Below are 18,154 nucleotides of genomic sequence, written 5' to 3'. Positions count from 1 at the left end.
CAACATAAAATAAATATAAAAATAAATGGAGAACACCGTGCTTAAACATTTACATATGACAGTGGCTGCAATCAGTATTTTACTTTTTACTTTTCGCTTCGCGTTAGCATTAGTTAATTCGGAAAAGTTAAACTTGAAGTTTTTAAAAATTGCCCCACATATTATCGATACTTTGCTATTAGGTTTAGGTATAGCATTATCAATAAAATTGGCCTTGAACCCTGCTGAACAGCTCTGGTTGGCGGAAAAATTATTTGCTGTTGTCGCTTACATATTTACCGGTTATTACACGTTAAAGTTGGCCCGTAATCGTGCCATGCAAATTATTGGTTTCCTAGGCGCTATGGGCTGGGTAATGCTGATTGTGCGTATTGCCATGAGTAAAGAAACGGTATTTTTAGCTGGGCTTTAAGGCATTAAGAAATAGATTAGCGTATTAAAAGAGAATTCATGAACGAGTTGTTGTTGTCAGAAATAAAATCTGAACAAAATGAACCATTACAAACTTTTTTACTGTTAGAAGAATATATCTTTGGGGTAAATCAAAGTGATATTGATGAACTGAGTGATTTAGTGACTTGGTGTCAGAATGAAACGAGTAAAGTTAAAGAGCCGATAGAACGGGCAGAAGTATTAATTAATGCCTTGTTTGTTGATCAACTTTTTATCGATAAGCAACACGCCGTTTGGCCAATAATTTCGCACCAATTACCATCAGCATTAAGTCATAAGTTAATTTCACCTACCTTAAAGGCGGTGTTAATAGCTCATGTTGCCAATGCTTGTGAGTGCAAAGCGGATATTGTTTTTGTACCAGAAAAAGCCATGATCAGAATTATTTGTGATGATAGCTACGCCATTATATTTGACCCCGTCACAGGCGAGTCTCTTAATTGGCATGAGTTAGACGCGCGAATGAGTGAAATTTCAGGCGACCCATTTGAGATACAAATGGATGTGATGAAACAGGAAAGTTTAGTGCTTGAACATATTACTAGCCTCAAGGCCGCCTTTATTCGTGAACAGGCTTATGACAATGCCTTGAAATGTGTTGATATGTTATTGGCGTTAAACCCAAATGATCCGTTTGAACGTCGTGATCGTGGTTATTTACTACATCAACTTGATTGTTTTAAAGTGGCTTACGACGATTATCAGTATTTTGTTGAGCAATGTCCGAAAGATCCCGCCGCTCAATTATTGAAACTACAGCTAGATAAAATTTCAATTTCAGATACGATATTGCACTAATAAAAACTTAACAATGATCTGTTAGAAAAAGAATAAATAGCAATAGCTTAAGTTATAAAATTAAAAGGATAACTAATGCAAGATACAGTTGTGGCGAATGCGCCATTAATCACTAACGATGCTACCGTACTCGGTATTTTGGCGCTTATTTTAGGTTTTGTTTTTTATACTTCCAACAGCAGTAATGCCGCTTGTCGTTCATTTTATAAATACGTTCCGGCATTGTTAATGTGTTATTTATTACCTTCGTTATTAAATACCTTCGGTATTGTCAGCTCTGATGTTAGCCAAGTAGACGAAGTGGCCAAGTATTATTTATTACCCGCCTGTTTGGTGCTGCTAACTTTAAGTATCGACATTAAAGCGATTGTTGGTTTAGGTAGCAAAGCGGTCATTATGTTTTTAACCGGCACCGTTGGCGTCATTATTGGTGGCCCTTTGGCCTTGCTGATTGTTTCTGCTGTTTGGCCAGAATTAATTGGTGTGTCAGGCCCTGACGCTGTATGGCGTGGCATGGCTGCTTTGGCAGGTAGTTGGATTGGCGGTGGCGCTAATATGCTTGCCATGAAAGAAATTTACGGCGCGGACGGCAAAATTTTCACTATTATGGTCACGGTAGATATCGTGGTCGCCAATATTTGGATGGCGGGACTACTCTACATGGCCGCTAATCACAAACGTATTGATGCTAAAAATGGTGCCGATACTTCAAGTATCGACAGATTAGTTGAAAAAGTTGAAGCGCATACGAAAGCTAATGCTAAAAACCCCGAATTGAAAGATTACATGCTGATTTTGGCGGTTGGACTAGGGGCCGCGGGTTTTGCTCATCTCGCCGCTGACTATCTAGTGCCATTTTTCCAAGCCAACTTCCCTGAATTAAAGAAGTTCAGCTTACATAGCAAACTATTTTGGATTATCGTATTGGTAACGACTATTGGTTTAGCATTGTCGTTTACTAAAGTTAGAAAGCTAGAATCTGTTGGTGCGTCAAAGGTTGGTAGTAGTTTTTTATATGTCTTAGTGGCAACTATAGGCTTGCACATGGACATTACACAAATTGTTGAAGCGCCTAAGTACATGGTGATTGGTTTAATTTGGATGGCAGTGCACGTGATATTGTTATTTGCTGTTGGCAGGTTTATTAAAGCGCCAGTATTTTATTTAGCCGTGGGCAGTAAAGCGAATATTGGTGGCGCGGCATCGGCTCCTGTTATCGCTTCTGCATTCCACCCATCTCTTGCGCCTGTTGGTGTGCTGTTAGCTGTACTCGGTTATGCTTTAGGCACTTATATGGCATGGCTATGCGGCCAGTTATTAAGAATTGTGGGTAGTTAAAGTCACCATTAATAGTGGGCTAAATTTTTAGCCCCAAGATAATTTTGGAAAATATTATGTCGAAGCAATTAATTTCACTTGGCGATATTGATATCGCAAATGATAAACCGTTTGTGCTATTTGGTGGTATGAACGTTCTTGAGTCACGTGATTTAGCAATGACCATTGCTGAGCATTATGTTGAAGTGACACAAAAGCTAAATATCCCTTATGTATTTAAAGCATCATTTGATAAAGCTAATCGCTCTTCTGTTAGCTCGTATCGTGGCCCTGGGTTAGATGAAGGCCTAAAGATTTTTCAAGAAATAAAGTCGACCTTTAATGTGCCGATTATTACCGATGTACATGAAACTTTTCAGGCGGCACCTGTTGCTGAAGTTGCTGACATCATTCAGTTGCCGGCTTTTCTTGCCCGTCAAACTGACTTAGTAGTCGCTATGGCAAAAACGGGCGCTATTATTAATGTTAAAAAACCACAATTTCTAGCAGCACATGAAATGCGCCATATTATTAATAAGTTTGGTGAAGCGGGTAATGAAAATATTATTCTTTGTGAGCGTGGCAGCTGCTTTGGGTACAATAATTTAATTGTAGATATGCTAGCAATGGACGAGATGAAAAACTATGCGCCAGTTATGTTCGACGCGACCCATGCTTTGCAGCAACCTGGTGGTCGTGCAGACTCTGCGGATGGTCGACGCGCGCAAGCAGCACAGCTAGCACGTAGTGGTATGGCAATAGGTATTGCCGGTTTGTTTATTGAATCTCACCCTGACCCATTAACAGCCAAGTGTGATGGTCCTTGCGCCTTACCTTTAGATAAACTAGAGCCATACTTGGCGCAAATGAAAGCGTTAGATGATTTAGTGAAAGGATTTGAACCGCTAATCACAGGCTAATATAACGACTAAATTGATTAAAATAAAAGAGCGCTAATTAGCGCTCTTTTTTTATATTAGTTATGTCGATAACATAAATTTAAGGAATCGACAGAACAATTACAATGTGAAGGGTTAACTTTTATCTAATGTGATGGAAGTCGATATTTTCAATACTCTTACCGGCATTTTCATCATTAAATACGCTTTCATCAAATTGCTCTTCTGATTTTCCAACAATCACGGTAACCATGCTATCGCCAGTGACATTGACTGCGGTGCGTGTCATATCCAATAAACGATCGACACCGATGATCAGTGCGATACCCTCTACCGGTAAGCCTACTTGCTCTAACACCATAGCTAACATAATTAAGCCAACACCAGGAACACCGGCAGTACCAATAGACGCTAATGTTGCTGTTAATATTACCATCAAGTAGTCAGCAAGCGTTAAGTCTTGGCTAAATACTTGGGCGATAAATACCGTCGCAACACCTTGCATTATCGCTGTGCCATCCATATTAATGGTGGCGCCTAATGGTACGGTAAATGAAGCTATTGAGTTTTTAACGCCCATTTTTTTGGTTGTTGTTTCTAATGTGATCGGTAAGGTTGCATTACTACTTGAGGTTGAAAAAGCAAAAATGGCAGTATCTCGCATTTTCTTCAAGAAAATTAGTGGGTTTAAACCCGTTAATAGTTTAAGTAATGTTGGATAGGTAACAAACGCGTGTAGTACCAGTGCAAAAACTACCACAAGGAAATATTTTATTAAATTGCCGAAGGTACTTAAGGACACGTCAGTAAACAGTCCTGCTAATAAACAAAATACGCCATAAGGAGCAATGTTCATCAATATTGTGACCAAACGCATGATCACTTCACTCATATCTTCAAAAAGTGATGCAATACGCTCACCGGCTTTACCAGATAAAGCAATGGCGATACCAAACAATAAAGCAAAAATAATCACTTGTAGCATATTGCCTTTAGCAAAAGCAGCAAATGGATTACTTGGGAACATTTGAATAATAACTTGTGCGAGTGACGGGGCTTCACGACTAGTAAAAGTTGTTCCTGCCGTCATATTCACCCCTTCACCAGGACTGATCAGTAAGGCTAAGGTCATGGCAAAACTAATGGCGATGGCTGTGGTTAACAAATATAAGCCAATCGCTTTACCACCAATTCGGCCAAGTTTTGTGGTGTCTTTCAACGAACAGGTACCACAAATTAGTGAAACAAAAACTAATGGCACAACGAGCATTTGCAAGCTCGAAATGAATATTTGTCCACCAACCTCAAATACTCCATCAACTAAAAATCCCCGTAATGAAAGATCAAAGAGATATAAGGGAATAACGGCATCAGAGCCATCAGGCATTAACCATTGTAATATTGTGCCAACCAGGATACCGGCAACCATGCCGGTAACTATTCGGGTGGTTAAACTTGCTTGCTTTTTTTCGGTCATATTATTCTAGTTTTATTAAGCGATATCGTATTATGTTGTTGCTGCGAGCAGAAATCAAATGATTAGCGAATATTGCTAAGTACAATGAAATTATGTTTTTTTTGCTAATCACTGACCTTTTTAGAAAAATTCGGTTAAGATGGGATTAGTTGATGATAAAAATTACCAGGGAGATGCTTTTTATGGCGCTACTTCAACGCTTTAGTTTTGTTTTACTGTTTGCAGCTTTACTCAGTTTAGTCGGGTGTGGAGGCAGTAGTGGTGGCTTTGACGATTCCACTGATGATGGTGATGCTACGACTCCTGACGCGATAACGATTTCACTCGTTATTTCTGATGAAAATTTAGCTCAAGCGACACCTCAAACTCTAACAGCTACTGTAATGCAGGGAGCAACGGCTCTATCCGGTAAGCTGGTAACTTTTTCAATAGACAATGCCGATTTGGCGAGCTTTGCTACTGATGTAAGCACTGATAGCACTGATTCTGACGGGCAGGCTGTTATCACATTATTAGCTGGTGCTAGTAGCGGTGATGGTTTGATCACCGCATCGGTTGACGGTATCGATTCAAATTCGGTTACTTTTAAAAGTGCAGGTGATGGCGACGCTATTGGCGCACCAGTTGCTAGTGCTATTAGTTTATTTGCCAGCAGCCAACAAATTGCCTCTAGTGGTAGTGACGAAGTGGCATTAACCACAATTGCAAAAGATGATAATAACAACCTTGTTGCAGGCGTAACGGTTGCTTTTAGTGCCACTTCGGGACAAATCGAAGTGGTTAATGCGGTTACTGGCGCTGATGGTCAAGCTACTGCGATACTTAAAACTAATAGTGAGCCGACAAACCGTGTTATCACGGTTACATCTCAAAGTGGTCAAGTCACTGATACTGTTAATATTCAAGTAGCAGGAACCACCATCAACTTGACTGGCTCATCATCATTAGCCATTAATGATGAGAATAGCTTTTTTATCCAAGTGCTAAATTCTGATAGTGAAGGTATTTCGGGCATCACGGTTGATTTATCACTTTCAGGTACAGCCAGTGGCAATGTTGCAAATATAACCCTGCCAAGCTCAGTGACGACAGATAGCTCGGGACAAGCCAGCTTCTCTGTTATTGGTACAACGGATGGTAGTAATACTATTATTGCCAGTGCAGTGGGGGCGACAGTTTCACATGATGTTTCTGTGCAAGGGGATTCTTTCCTATTTAGTAGTTTTAGCAATGGTGCGCAATCAGTAGACCCTGAAGTAAGTAGTTTACCTGATGTATTGCTTTCCAATAGTGCAGAGATCGAGGTTACTTGGACTCAATCTAATGTACCTGTTGCTGACGGCACAGCGGTAAGCTTTACCTCAACACGAGGAACTGTAGTACAAAGTTCGGCTACAACGGTAGACGGGAAAGTCACCGCTACCATCAGTTCTACCAACGCAGGTAAGGCACTTGTTATTGTGACTGGAACAGATGGCTCGGTTTCGCTTAACAATCAGTTGGAATTTGAATTTGTTGCTGAAACAGCAAGTACTATTGCTGCGCAGGCATCACCGAGCTCAATAGCGCCGAATGGTGATACTTCAACTATTTCAGTTATCGTAAAAGATATTAATGGCAACTTGGTGAAAGGTAAAACCATTGAGTTTGCCTTAACAGACACCAATGGCGGTTCAATTTTACCGGCAACAGCCGTCACGGATAGTAACGGCAGTGCAAGTACAGTATATACCTCGAACTCGGTATCGGCGCAAGATGGAGTGTCAATAACAGCAACGGTGCAAGAAGATACTAGCTTAACTGATACCGTGACCTTAACTGTGGCGGAAAGAGAGTTGTTTATTGCCTTAGGTACAGGTAACGAATTAGTTGAAGTCGATACTACAACCTATAATAAGCAATACTCAGTATTTGTTACCGACGTTGACTCAACACCGAGAGAAAATGTTGTACTAACGGTTTCTGCGGTGCCGAAAAGCTATTACAAAGGTGAGTGGGTTGCGGTTTTAGATGACAGTGGTGAGTTTGCTAGATGGACCGCTGGCTACACAACGATTTGCTCTAATGAAGATTTAAATGTTGATGGCGTACTCGATGTTGGTGAAGACATTAATGGCAGTGGCACTTTAACACCAGGAAATGTTGTGTCAGCTTCAGGAGAAGTAACAACTGATGCACAAGGCCGAGCGATTATAGATATTTTATATGCGCAAAGTTTCGCGCTATGGGTAGATGTCGACTTAATTGTCAGTGCCAAGGTCGCTGGTACTGAAAGCTTTTCTCATACCATTTTTAATTTACCGGTACTAGGCGCTGATGTTTCAAATGAAGACGTTGCACCGCCAACATCAGGGATTGGTGGTGACGGGCCATTTGGTGTGATCGGTGACTGTACTGTTGTTGATTAAAGTTAGCTTGATTTTGTAAATTAAAAGCCGCTCCAATGAGCGGCTTTTTTATTTTTTCTATTTTGATTAAGTGAGTAAGTTGACGAAATCATGACTTTCAACTTTAAATCTCTACCAGCATAATAATTGAAAAACTACTTATTGATTTCTTCAATTAAGAAAGCTGAAATTTCTGCGCCAGCTTTAAGGGTTCTGTCACGGCTTTCTGCACCTAAACCGGTACTATCGGTAAAAGGGGCTATTTCCATCATATCGGCACCGGTAATAGGGCATTGCGCAGCCACAGCACGTAATATCTTCATTGCTTCGTTAGGGGATAACCCATCTGGCTCAGGTGTACCCGTTGCAGCGGCATAGGTCTCGTCAAGCGCGTCGATATCAAAACTGACATAGACTTCATCAATATTATCCGCTTTTAACTGTGCTACAATTTTTTCAATAACGGCATCAACTCCTTGCTCTTTTACTTCGTGAGCCCAATGTTGTTTAACACCAAAGGTACCTTCCCAATGTGATTTAGGTTTGCCACTTGAGCGAATACCCACTTGTATTAAGTCTTTGTTTTCAGTTAGATCATCTAAAATATGCGTACACCACGAGCCAAAACATAAATCTATGCCTAAACGCTCAACCAGCAAATCAGTGTGGGCGTCAAAGTGGACAATTGCCGCGCGTTTCCCTTGTTGTTTTTTAGCTTGTAAGTAGGCTTTAGTTAACGGATAACTTACAGAATGGTCGCCACCAATACCAAAAATACCTTTATTTGGAAATTCAGCATAAAAGTCATGTAAGACATCTTCAGTAATGGTTAATGGGCTAACCGCAAATGCGCTTTCTGGGTTTTGGTATAAGGCTTTACGACAGTTTACTAACGTTGCTTCATTTAGATACTTATCATGTAATAAGTGCGGAATAACGCGGACATCACCTAAATCAAAGGCAGTTAAATTCGGGTATTGCTCCAATAATGTCGAGCGAACAAATAATGGCCCCCAGTTAGCGCCGCGTAAAATGCCGCCACCACAATCAGAAGCTACACCTAATATTACCGCTTTGCCTGACTCCGGCAAAGTGTCAACACTTGCTTGCCAAAGCGCGTCAATATTGTCTGCTTGACCAAAGAGGGCATTATGCAACTGTGCTTTACGTTCTTTGGCGGTATTGACCGTAAATACGCCATTGCCTGGCGGGCATAAACATTGAGTGATTTTGTTTTTAAACGTTGACCATGAAGTTGTCATGTATATTCTCTTCCTAGTAAAAGGTATTGAAATTCACTTAAATGAACGCAAACTACCTGGAGTGATTGTAAAAAATTGTCTTTGCGGGCGAGAAACTAAAGTTATTTAAGCTTTAGCCCTTAAGTTTTTATAAAAAGTCGATTATGATGGCGCCGAAAAATTCGTATCATTATAGCTAAAAGTAGTAAAAAGGCATATATATAAAAAATTATTGCTTGTCAGCTTGCTAAATTACAGATATATCTAATAGTAATTTTAGTCTCAAACTTAATTTTACGTCTCAGCTTTATTCTCTAAGGTTATTTTTACTTGATATTTTGCTCGCGCAATATTTAGTAGTAGAGTGCAGAAGTCTGTGACGAGACTGACGATGGTCAGCTTAGTAGGAATATAGAATAATATGGCAAAATCTCTGGTAATTGTGGAATCGCCAGCCAAAGCGAAAACAATTAACAAGTACCTTGGTAAAGATTTTATTGTAAAATCGAGTGTAGGTCATGTGCGTGATCTACCACACGGCAGTACAGGTAAAAAAGTCGCCGCTAAATCTCCCGCTGAAGTACGTAAAATGGCGCCGGCAGCCAAAGCTAAATATAAGCAAAAACGCGATAAATTAGCGCTAGTAAATCGTATGGGAATTGACCCAGACAACGACTGGCAAGCTAATTATCAGGTGCTGCCAGGCAAAGAAAAAGTGGTTAGTGAATTAACTAAACTTGCCAGCACAGCTGACACTATCTATCTCGCAACCGATTTGGATAGAGAGGGAGAAGCGATTGCGTGGCACTTAAAAGAACTTATTGGTGGCGATGACGATAAGTTTAAGCGCGTGGTCTTTAATGAAATAACTGAAAATGCTATTCAACAAGCATTCTCAACCCCAGGTGAGTTAAGCATGCCGGGTGTTAACGCCCAACAGGCTCGGCGCTTTCTTGACCGCGTAGTGGGCTTTATGGTCAGTCCATTGTTGTGGAAAAAAGTGGCTCGTGGCTTGTCGGCAGGACGAGTACAATCCGTCGCGGTTAAACTTGTGGTGGAAAAAGAGCGCGAAATTAAAGCGTTTGATCCGCAAGAATTTTGGGAAGTTAGTGCGGAAACTAAAACCTCATCAGGTACTGATTTCGTTTTGGATGTTACCCATGAAAACGGCAAAGTATTTAAGCCTACCAATGAAGCTGACACCAATAAAGCGCTATCGGTATTAAAATCTTCTAAATATAGTGTTGCTAAACGTGAAGATAAACCTTCGAAAAGTACCCCGTCAGCACCGTTTATTACCTCGACATTGCAACAAGCGGCAAGTACTAAATTAGGCTTTGGTGTTAAGCGCACCATGGGGCTTGCACAACGTTTGTATGAAGCCGGTCATATTACTTATATGCGTACCGACTCGACCAATTTAAGTAAAGACGCTGTTGATGCATGTCGTGGCTATATTAGTGATAATTTTGGTGATAACTATTTGCCAGAAAAAGCAAAAATATACAGTAGTAAGGGCAACGCGCAAGAAGCGCATGAGGCTATTCGTCCATCAAACGTTAAGCTTGAAGCCGCATTTTTGAATGACGTTGATGCTGATGCTAAGAAATTATATGAATTAATATGGCGTCAATTTGTTGCCTGTCAAATGACTGCTGCCCGTTACACGGTTAGTACCATTACAGTATCGGCGTCTGAGTTTGATTTAAAAGCGAAAGGGCGTGTTATGCAATTTGATGGTTGGACACGCGTTCACCCACAATTGTCGAAAGGTGATGACAAGCATTTACCGGATTTAGCGGTAGGTGAAGTGTTAACTTTAGATAAATTAGACCCGTCCCAACATTTTACTAAACCACCAGCGCGTTTTGGTGAGGCATCGTTAGTAAAGGAATTAGAAAAACGTTCTATTGGTCGCCCGTCCACTTATGCGTCAATTATTTCAACCATTCAAGATCGCGGTTATGTACGTTTAGATAAGAAACGCTTTTACGCAGAAAAAATGGGTGAAATTGTTACTGATAGTTTATCTGAAAGCTTTAAAAACCTGATGAACTATGACTTTACCGCAAATATGGAACAAGAGCTTGATGAAGTTGCGGATGGCAAAACTAACTGGAAAGACGTATTAAACGAATTCTACAAGAACTTTACTGAACAATTATCGTTAGCTGATAAACCTTCTGAAGAAGGGGGGATGCGCAATAATGAACCTATCGTTACCGATATTGATTGTCCAACCTGTAGCCGTAAAATGGGCATTAGAACCGGCTCTACTGGCGTTTTCTTAGGTTGTACTGGCTATGCGTTACCACCAAAAGAACGCTGCACAACCACCATGAATTTAACGCCGGGTGAAGAAGCGGTTAGTGTTTTAGCGGAAGATCAAGAAACAGAAGCATTACGGGCTATGCATCGTTGTCGTAAATGTAGCACGGCGATGGACAGTTACTTAATCGATGAAACTCGTAAACTGCATGTTTGTGGTAATAACCCGGTTTGTGATGGCCTTGAATTAGAGAAAGGTGAGTTCAAACTTAAAGGTTATGACGGCCCCATACTTGAGTGCGATCGTTGTGAATCTGAAATGGAGCTTAAATCAGGTCGTTTTGGTAAGTACTTTGACTGTACTAACAGTGAGTGTAAAAACACCCGTAAGTTATTAGCTAGCGGTGAAGCTGCGCCACCAAAAGAAGATCCTGTGCAATTGCCAGAATTGCCTTGTGAAAAATCAGAGGCGCATTTCGTGTTACGTGATGGTGCTGCTGGGATATTTTTAGCAGCAAATACTTTCCCTCGCTCGCGGGAAACACGGGCACCGAAAGTAGCTGAATTAGCACGTTTTCGCGATAGAATTTCAGAGAAGTTCTATTATCTTGCCGATGCACCTGATAAAGATCCAGAAGGTAATTTAGCGGTTGTGCGCTATAGCCGTAAAACTAAGTCGCAATATGTGATGACAGAAGTTGAAGGTAAAGCAACTGGATGGAATGCTAAATATATTGACGGTAAATGGGTTGAGGAATTAGCGAAGAAAAAAGCGCCCAAGGCTAAGGCGAAAGCTAAGCCAAAAGCGAAAGTTAAGAAAACAGCTTAACTAAATCTTAACCTGAAGAAATTAAAAAAAGCGCTCTATGAGCGCTTTTTTTATGCACTAGATGTACGCTATATCGCGGCTGCATGGATGCACAGGAGCGTCTATCTCCAGGGTAATGGGTATGGCAGGATTGCGGAGATGCAAAGGAGTGCTGTATTTAGGACAAGAGGGGGGCGCGGTTGCAGGTGGATAGGTATCTCGATGTTATTAGCGGCTGTTGATTAAATCAAATTACTCGTCAAACTCTATCTTATCGATAACTCTTCTTGCTTCCGCGATAGTACAGTCGGTACGCTGCATAAGCTCTGTGACTGTTATACCTGGTTTTTTTAGTGCTATGCTTACCAGCATATCAAAACCTAAATTTTTGCGTTGTTTAGAAAGGTGAGTCGCTAACCATTGCCAACTGGGTTCCTCACTTGCTTCTATGGCAGCTATCGTAGCTTCAAGTTGCTCAAATGTGGCTTTGAGTTGCCAATTACGTGATCGACCAATACGATTGACTTCACAGCCTTGTTCGCGCATCAGGGCTTTAATTGCATAAGCTTTTAATACCCGGCGTAAAAAAGAGGGTAAGGTGATGTAGGGGATGTGGTTTTTGGGGGTCTTCATGATCTGAAAATCCAAAATAAAAGCCAGCAATTTTGCTGGCTTATTTTCGTAAAATTTAACTTACCACTTTTTCTTAGGTTGAAATAATAAGTCTAAATCATCCTCTTCCGCTTTGGCTTTTTTAGCAGCATCTTTGGCGTTGGTATTTTTTAATGAAGAGGTTATTTCTTCCAAAGTTGTTTCAATTTCAGCGCGCTTAGCTTGGCAATAATCTGTTTGTACTGGGCTTTCTGATATTGTTTGCAAGGCCTTTTCAAAATATTGTCGTGCCGAGCCTAACATCTCTTTTTGATGAGCCATGTTGCCACGTTTTTGTAAACTTTCTACGCCAATTTTTAGTTGCATCGCAGATAGTTTAAGATCTTCTTGAGTAAAGGTTTGCGCATCCAAGTTACCTTTGGTTTGTTCTGATTTTAGTGTTGCACGTAATTTTTTGATGCATTGTAAAATGCCGACCAAGTGCTGTTCATTATCAGGTAAGGTAAAATGTTGTTCTCCTGCAGAGGCTGAGTTATTGCCTTTACTGGCATTAACTCGTGCCTCCATTTCTTGTACGCGCTTAGCCAATGCCTTGTTCTCCGGCATGATTTGTACCATAGTTTTAGCGGCATTCAGGCTGCGATTATTCAGTATCTCAATTAATAATGGATTGTTAGGCAAATTAGCTAAACTTAAAATTAGCTCTTCTGTTTCATCAATAATAGCTTTTTGTTTGGCGACCTTGGCACGTTTTTCTTGTTCTAATTTTTCTTTATGCTGTTGTATTGCGTTGACTACCACGACAATGATAATTAAAGCGATAATTAAAGCGATGATAATGCCCATGTTTAATTCTCTATTTTAAAAAATATAAATTACTAGTGTAGCAGTCTACAAAAATTGTTAGGTGAAGCAAAGGAGAAAGCAGTTTCTTTTCATATATTAACAACAAAGTAACATTTGGTTTTTCGCGTTTATAGGTAAATATCTTGGCAAATTATTGTGAAAATTACTATTTTGTGGATTAATTGTACAAAATCTAAAAAATAATATGGAATAAATTTTCATTTAAGTATATATTTTTCGAATAAGAAAATTCCGAATTATAATTATGAAGCTGCAGCAACTCCGTTATATCGTCGAAGTATTGAACAATAATTTAAACGTTTCCGCTACCGCAGAAAGTTTATTCACCTCTCAACCTGGTATCAGTAAGCAAGTTAGAATGCTTGAAGATGAATTAGGTATTCAAATTTTTGGCCGAAGTGGCAAACATTTGACCCATGTAACCTCTGCTGGTAACGAAGTGATCAATATTGCTACCGAGATATTATCTAAAGTTGAAGCGATAAAAGCAGTTGCTCGCGAACACACCCAGCCTGATGAAGGCAAGTTGCGTATAGCTACGACTCATACCCAAGCGCGTTATGCTTTACCTGAAGTGATTCAGGGCTTTATGAAGAAGTATTCAAAAGTCTCATTGCATATGTACCAAGGAACGCCGTCGCAAATTAGTGATGCGTCGAGTAAAGGTGAAGCAGATTTTGCAATTGCGACAGAGTCGTTGCATTTGTATAACGATTTGGTGATGCTGCCTTGTTATCATTGGAACCGCAGTATTATTGTTAAGCCGGATCATCCACTAGCAAATAAAACCAATATTACCATTGAAGATATCGCTAAATATTCTTTAGTGACCTATGTTTTTGGTTTTACTGGGCGTTCCGAATTAGATGCAGCGTTTAGTGAAATTGGTGTTGAACCTAAAATAGCTTTTACCGCAACAGATGCTGATGTGATCAAAACTTATGTACGCTTGGGTGTAGGTGTTGGCGTTATTGCCAGCATGGCGATGGACCCAGATATTGACGACGATTTAGTCACCATTGACGCGAGCCATTTATTTACGCCAAGCACCACCAAAATCGGCTTTAGACGCGGTACATTCTTACGCGGTTATATGTTTGATTTTATCGAACGCTTTGCACCGCACTTGAATCGCGACTTAGTTACTAGAGCGATTTTGTTAAAGAATAATGCGGAAATTGATGAAATGTTTGCCAACATTAAATTGCCAACGCGTTAGAGCTGAAAAGTTTAACCAATAAAAAAAGCCGTATTCATTTAATACGGCTTTTTTGTTTTTGCAATATCATGAATTAATTTTTAGTGATTAACACTCAATGATATTAACCGCTAAACCACCACGTGAGGTTTCTTTATATTTCGTTTTCATATCATTACCGGTATCCCACATGGTTTTGATAACTTTATCTAATGAAACCTTTTGTTTGCCGGTGCCGCGCAAAGCCAGACGAGAGGCGTTAATTGCTTTTACCGAGCCCATCGCGTTGCGTTCAATACAAGGCACCTGAACTAAACCGCCGACAGGATCACAGGTAAGGCCTAGGTTATGTTCCATACCAATTTCAGCAGCATTTTCTACTTGCACTGGTGAGCCGCCCATAATCTCAGTTAACGCGCCAGCAGCCATAGAGCAGGCAACGCCGACTTCTGCCTGACAGCCACCTTCCGCGCCTGAAATCGTTGCGTTGGTTTTATATAAAATACCAATGGCAGCAGCGGTTAATAGATAACGTATACAGTCGTCATCTGTGACGGGTTTAATAAATTTATCGTAGTAACATAAAACTGCAGGAATAATGCCCGCAGCGCCATTGGTTGGTGCGGTAACTACACGGCTACCAGCGGCATTTTCTTCATTTACTGCTAAGGCAAAGAGATTAACCCAGTCCATTGCGGCAAGTGGATCGGTGTTTTTTTCGACATTAAGCGCGCGGTGCAATGCCGGAGCGCGGCGAATGACTTTTAAACCCCCCGGTAAAATACCTTCGGTAACCATGCCACGATCAACACTCGCTTTCATTGCGTGCCAAATATCCAGTAAGCCTTGACGAATATTAACTTCATCTTGCAGACATTTTTCATTGTCCATCATGATAGTGCTGATACTTAAGCCTTTCTCATTGGCCAACTGTAGTAATTCGTCAGCGCTACTAAAGCGATGTGGGCGGTTAATGTTGCTATGGGTTGAAAGCGCTTTATTTTTTTCCTTTTCAAAGTCGCAGTCTTTAACAATAAAGCCACCACCTATTGAGTAGTAGGTTTCTTCGAATATTACCTCATCGCCACTATAAGCGAATATGGTCATGGCATTGGCATGAGCCGGTAAGGTTTTACGACGATGGTAAATAATGGCGTTAGATTTTGGAAAATCAATGAGCTGTTGCATATTCAGATTGATTTTTTCACTGGCAACAACGTCAGCCAAGGTTGATTCGATTGAATCAACTGGAATCGTTTCAGGACTTTGTCCGGTAAGGCCTAAAATTACTGCTTTGCCTGTACCATGACCGACACCGGTTTGACCTAGTGAGCCAAATAGTTCACATTTTACTCGGTCGGTTTGGCTTAGTTTATCTTCAGCAATTAGGTTTTCAACAAATAACTTTGCTGCTTTCATTGGGCCAACGGTATGAGAACTGGAAGGACCAATTCCTATTGAAAACATATCAAATACACTAATCATAAATAAACCTGAATATATATTGTTAAATATAAGTGAAAGTAAAATTTTGTTCGGTGATTGTAGCTGAAAGCTTTCAGCATGCAAAACAAAATATTGTCGCAAATAGTATAATTATAGTGGCTAAGTCAATGTGTCACTGTTTAATTTAGTATGACGCTTAGATCATGTAAAATTGCTGCGGTTGCGCCCCAAATATTGTAATTTTGATAAGGCATAAAGTGCACGTGATGACTTTTACCCTTATGGTAAAATGGCACTTTGATATGATGTTCACGCAATAAAAAATGCGATAAAGGAACATGAAAGACCTCGGCGACTTCGTTGTCATCAAATTGATAGTTATCACTTTTTCTGGCGAAGGCAACAATGGGCGTTATCTCATAACCTGATATGGTTTGGTAGGACTTTAATTGGCCAAGCACCTGAATATTCTCGGGTTTCAAACCTATTTCTTCTTCGGTTTCACGTAAGGCGGTGGCGATAATATTTTGATCGCTAGGCTCAACTTTACCGCCGGGAAAACTAATTTGTCCGGGATGATGGGTTAAGTGGCTTGCTCGTTTGGTTAGCAGTATTTCAAGCTGACCGTGGCTAATAACAATTGGAATTAATACCGCGGCACTTTTGAGTTTATGAGGGGAGCGAAATTTATGTGTTGAAACCGGTAATAATTGCATTTGAAAGCGTTGGACAAATTCATCTTTAGTCATACATCACCTTCAACGTTTAAAAGCATTACTACGCTTTATTCGACACTAGTATATTATTCTGCGTTTAATTTACTTAACACTGGCAGTATTTTATTTACTTTATCGTAAGTTTCTTGGTATTCACTGTCAACATCTGAATCGGCAACTAAACCGCCGCCAGCCCAGCAATATATTTGCTTATCGTGACATATTAAGGTTCTGATGGTAATGCTGGTGTCCATTTTTCCACAAGCGGAAAGATAGCCAATAGAGCCACAATAAACACTGCGTTGATTTGGCTCTAGTTCTTCAATGATATCCATGGCACGAATTTTTGGTGCGCCAGTAATTGAGCCGCCGGGAAATGCGGCGCGTAACAAATCGCTGCCGTCATACTCTGGTAATATTTCGCCTTCAACTGTGCTAACTAAATGGTGCACCGCAGGAAAACTTTCAATATTGAAAATTGATGGCACCTTTACCGTACCTGCACGGCAAACCCTGCTGATGTCGTTACGCAACAAATCAACAATCATTAAGTTTTCCGCCTTATCTTTGCTAGCATGTTTCAGTTCGTCGGCATTTGCTTGATCAATTATGGCGTCATCACTGCGCGGACGCGTGCCTTTAATGGGCTTACTTTGTACTTTATTGTCGGTAAGTTGTAAAAAGCGCTCAGGTGAAATACTTAAAATGGCACTATCTTGAAAGCGCAAGAAAGCTGAGAAAGGCGCTTTGTTCTCCTGACGTAGAGCACAATACGCCTGATATTCGCTGCCGGTATAATTAGCGGTAAAGCGTTGGGCTAAGTTAATTTGGTAACAGTCTCCAGAAATTAGGTAGTCTTGTACTTGATTGAATTTGTCACGATACTCAGCCGGTTGCATGTTGGATTGCCAAGCGGAGCTTAACTGGAAGCTTTCTTGAGTATTGAGCTTTTTCGTTATTGCTTTAGCAAAGAAATCAGTGATCTGTGTGCGCTTTTCATCTTCACATACTAGCCAAAACGAATGAGTATGCTTATCAAATATAATCGCTTGTTGGTAGATACCTACTGCCATTTCAGGAATATCGATATCCTTATGATTTTGTTGCTCTATAACTTCAAAACGTTTACCTAGGTCGTAGGCAAAGTAACCAACACTGCCGCCTTTAAACGGCAATTGACTATGCTTAATGTTAATTGAAGAAAATAATGCTGCTTGCTCATTTTTAATGAGTAATAGTGGATCTGCTTGGCTTTGATAATGTTGATTCTTGCAACAATCGCTCACGGTAGTGGTGTTGCCGTAGGTTGTTAAGGTAATACTGGGTTGCCAAACTATAATGTCATAACGGCTGTCAACATGTTCACTATCAGATGAGTCTAACCACATTGCCCAAGGTTGGAGCTCAATAACGGAAAAAAGCATTTCGCTATCGAAGGTTAGTTCAAGTTGCAGGCGTTGGGCTGACAGAGTTTTAGTTGAATTTGTTGGCAAAGTATTCTCACACAATTTTGCACTAGATAATTCAATCAAAAATGACTGAAAGACCATGAAATTAAGCATTAATTAGTTATCTAAGGTCATTATATTAGACCATTTGATACTGGTAGCTATGTAATAAGCAAGGTATGATATCGGCAAATTTATAACTTTCAACTATAGATTGAA

The 18,154-nt window shown here is 40.3% G+C and carries 14 protein-coding genes; 7 read left to right on the top strand and 7 right to left on the bottom strand.

From position 1 onward, the window contains the following. Positions 1–37 precede the first annotated feature (37 nt). The 4 genes from AC27JP_RS00920 to kdsA all read left to right on the top strand — a co-directional run bounded on the left by AC27JP_RS00920 (position 38) and on the right by kdsA (position 3,488). Complete coding sequence (locus tag AC27JP_RS00920; protein ID WP_487111572.1) at positions 38–412, top strand: SirB2 family protein; 375 nt, start codon at positions 38–40, stop codon at positions 410–412. Positions 413–450: 38 nt separating this feature from the next. After that, positions 451–1,251: a tetratricopeptide repeat protein gene (locus tag AC27JP_RS00915; RefSeq protein ID WP_487111571.1), complete on the top strand. Its 801-nt coding sequence runs from the start codon at positions 451–453 to the stop codon at positions 1,249–1,251. A gap of 75 nt (positions 1,252–1,326) precedes the next feature. Further along, a complete protein-coding gene (locus AC27JP_RS00910; RefSeq protein ID WP_487111570.1) occupies positions 1,327–2,589 on the top strand; it encodes a DUF819 family protein in 1,263 nt (420 codons plus the stop codon). 56 nt (positions 2,590–2,645) lie between these two features. Next, complete coding sequence (gene kdsA, locus AC27JP_RS00905; RefSeq protein ID WP_487111569.1) at positions 2,646–3,488, top strand: 3-deoxy-8-phosphooctulonate synthase; 843 nt, start codon at positions 2,646–2,648, stop codon at positions 3,486–3,488. A gap of 121 nt (positions 3,489–3,609) precedes the next feature. Here kdsA and AC27JP_RS00900 read toward each other — a convergent pair whose 3' ends face one another. Further along, entirely contained in the window at positions 3,610–4,944 is a 1,335-nt protein-coding gene (locus AC27JP_RS00900) for a dicarboxylate/amino acid:cation symporter (RefSeq protein WP_487111568.1), read from the bottom strand. 182 nt (positions 4,945–5,126) lie between these two features. Here AC27JP_RS00900 and AC27JP_RS00895 point away from each other — a divergent pair, with 182 nt between their 5' ends. Further along, a complete protein-coding gene (locus tag AC27JP_RS00895; RefSeq protein ID WP_487111567.1) occupies positions 5,127–7,352 on the top strand; it encodes a beta strand repeat-containing protein in 2,226 nt (741 codons plus the stop codon). Between the two features lie 134 nt (positions 7,353–7,486). Here AC27JP_RS00895 and AC27JP_RS00890 read toward each other — a convergent pair whose 3' ends face one another. Then, positions 7,487–8,593: an arginase family protein gene (locus tag AC27JP_RS00890; RefSeq protein ID WP_487111566.1), complete on the bottom strand. Its 1,107-nt coding sequence runs from the start codon at positions 8,591–8,593 to the stop codon at positions 7,487–7,489. A gap of 400 nt (positions 8,594–8,993) precedes the next feature. Here AC27JP_RS00890 and topA point away from each other — a divergent pair, with 400 nt between their 5' ends. After that, positions 8,994–11,669, top strand: a complete 2,676-nt coding sequence (gene topA, locus AC27JP_RS00885) for a type I DNA topoisomerase (RefSeq protein ID WP_487111565.1) — start codon at positions 8,994–8,996, stop codon at positions 11,667–11,669. 231 nt (positions 11,670–11,900) lie between these two features. Here topA and AC27JP_RS00880 read toward each other — a convergent pair whose 3' ends face one another. Together AC27JP_RS00880 and AC27JP_RS00875 are read right to left on the bottom strand one after the other, a co-directional pair. Beyond that, positions 11,901–12,281, bottom strand: coding sequence for a ribosome recycling factor family protein (locus tag AC27JP_RS00880; RefSeq protein WP_487111564.1), 381 nt, complete (start codon positions 12,279–12,281; stop codon positions 11,901–11,903). Positions 12,282–12,341: 60 nt separating this feature from the next. Beyond that, on the bottom strand, positions 12,342–13,106 hold the full coding sequence (locus AC27JP_RS00875; RefSeq protein ID WP_487111563.1) for a hypothetical protein: 765 nt from the start codon (positions 13,104–13,106) through the stop codon (positions 12,342–12,344). A 265-nt stretch (positions 13,107–13,371) separates the two neighbouring features. Between AC27JP_RS00875 and cysB the strand changes: the two genes are divergently transcribed. Further along, positions 13,372–14,346, top strand: a complete 975-nt coding sequence (cysB, locus tag AC27JP_RS00870; RefSeq protein WP_487111562.1) for an HTH-type transcriptional regulator CysB — start codon at positions 13,372–13,374, stop codon at positions 14,344–14,346. An 87-nt stretch (positions 14,347–14,433) separates the two neighbouring features. On the opposite strand, the gene AC27JP_RS00865 is transcribed toward cysB, so the two are convergent. From AC27JP_RS00865 to pabB, 3 genes are all read right to left on the bottom strand, one after another. Next, complete coding sequence (locus AC27JP_RS00865) at positions 14,434–15,810, bottom strand: L-serine ammonia-lyase (RefSeq protein WP_487111561.1); 1,377 nt, start codon at positions 15,808–15,810, stop codon at positions 14,434–14,436. 140 nt (positions 15,811–15,950) lie between these two features. Next, positions 15,951–16,520 carry a CoA pyrophosphatase gene (locus AC27JP_RS00860; protein ID WP_487111560.1) on the bottom strand — a complete coding sequence of 190 codons (570 nt, stop codon included), beginning with the start codon at positions 16,518–16,520 and terminating at the stop codon, positions 15,951–15,953. A gap of 53 nt (positions 16,521–16,573) precedes the next feature. Then, the gene (pabB, locus tag AC27JP_RS00855; RefSeq protein WP_487111559.1) at positions 16,574–17,980 is read right to left on the bottom strand and encodes an aminodeoxychorismate synthase component I; all 1,407 of its coding nucleotides are present in this window, start codon (positions 17,978–17,980) and stop codon (positions 16,574–16,576) included. Positions 17,981–18,154 lie beyond the last annotated feature (174 nt).

It is taken from the genome of Colwellia sp. SU-HH01172 (genome assembly GCF_057553355.1).
Note: the sequence above shows the minus strand (reverse complement) of the source record. Positions and strands in the feature narration are given on the sequence as shown.

What these genes read in the sequence shown, in the direction of transcription:
- AC27JP_RS00915 (WP_487111571.1), top strand. Translation starts at nt 451, where the DNA reads ATGAACGAGTTGTTGTTGTCAGAAATAAAATCTGAACAAAATGAACCA.
- AC27JP_RS00910 (WP_487111570.1), top strand. Translation starts at nt 1,327, where the DNA reads ATGCAAGATACAGTTGTGGCGAATGCGCCATTAATCACTAACGATGCT.
- kdsA (WP_487111569.1), top strand. Translation starts at nt 2,646, where the DNA reads ATGTCGAAGCAATTAATTTCACTTGGCGATATTGATATCGCAAATGAT.
- AC27JP_RS00900 (WP_487111568.1), bottom strand. Translation starts at nt 4,944, where the DNA reads ATGACCGAAAAAAAGCAAGCAAGTTTAACCACCCGAATAGTTACCGGC.
- AC27JP_RS00895 (WP_487111567.1), top strand. Translation starts at nt 5,127, where the DNA reads ATGGCGCTACTTCAACGCTTTAGTTTTGTTTTACTGTTTGCAGCTTTA.
- AC27JP_RS00890 (WP_487111566.1), bottom strand. Translation starts at nt 8,593, where the DNA reads ATGACAACTTCATGGTCAACGTTTAAAAACAAAATCACTCAATGTTTA.
- topA (WP_487111565.1), top strand. Translation starts at nt 8,994, where the DNA reads ATGGCAAAATCTCTGGTAATTGTGGAATCGCCAGCCAAAGCGAAAACA.
- AC27JP_RS00880 (WP_487111564.1), bottom strand. Translation starts at nt 12,281, where the DNA reads ATGAAGACCCCCAAAAACCACATCCCCTACATCACCTTACCCTCTTTT.
- AC27JP_RS00875 (WP_487111563.1), bottom strand. Translation starts at nt 13,106, where the DNA reads ATGGGCATTATCATCGCTTTAATTATCGCTTTAATTATCATTGTCGTG.
- cysB (WP_487111562.1), top strand. Translation starts at nt 13,372, where the DNA reads ATGAAGCTGCAGCAACTCCGTTATATCGTCGAAGTATTGAACAATAAT.
- AC27JP_RS00865 (WP_487111561.1), bottom strand. Translation starts at nt 15,810, where the DNA reads ATGATTAGTGTATTTGATATGTTTTCAATAGGAATTGGTCCTTCCAGT.
- AC27JP_RS00860 (WP_487111560.1), bottom strand. Translation starts at nt 16,520, where the DNA reads ATGACTAAAGATGAATTTGTCCAACGCTTTCAAATGCAATTATTACCG.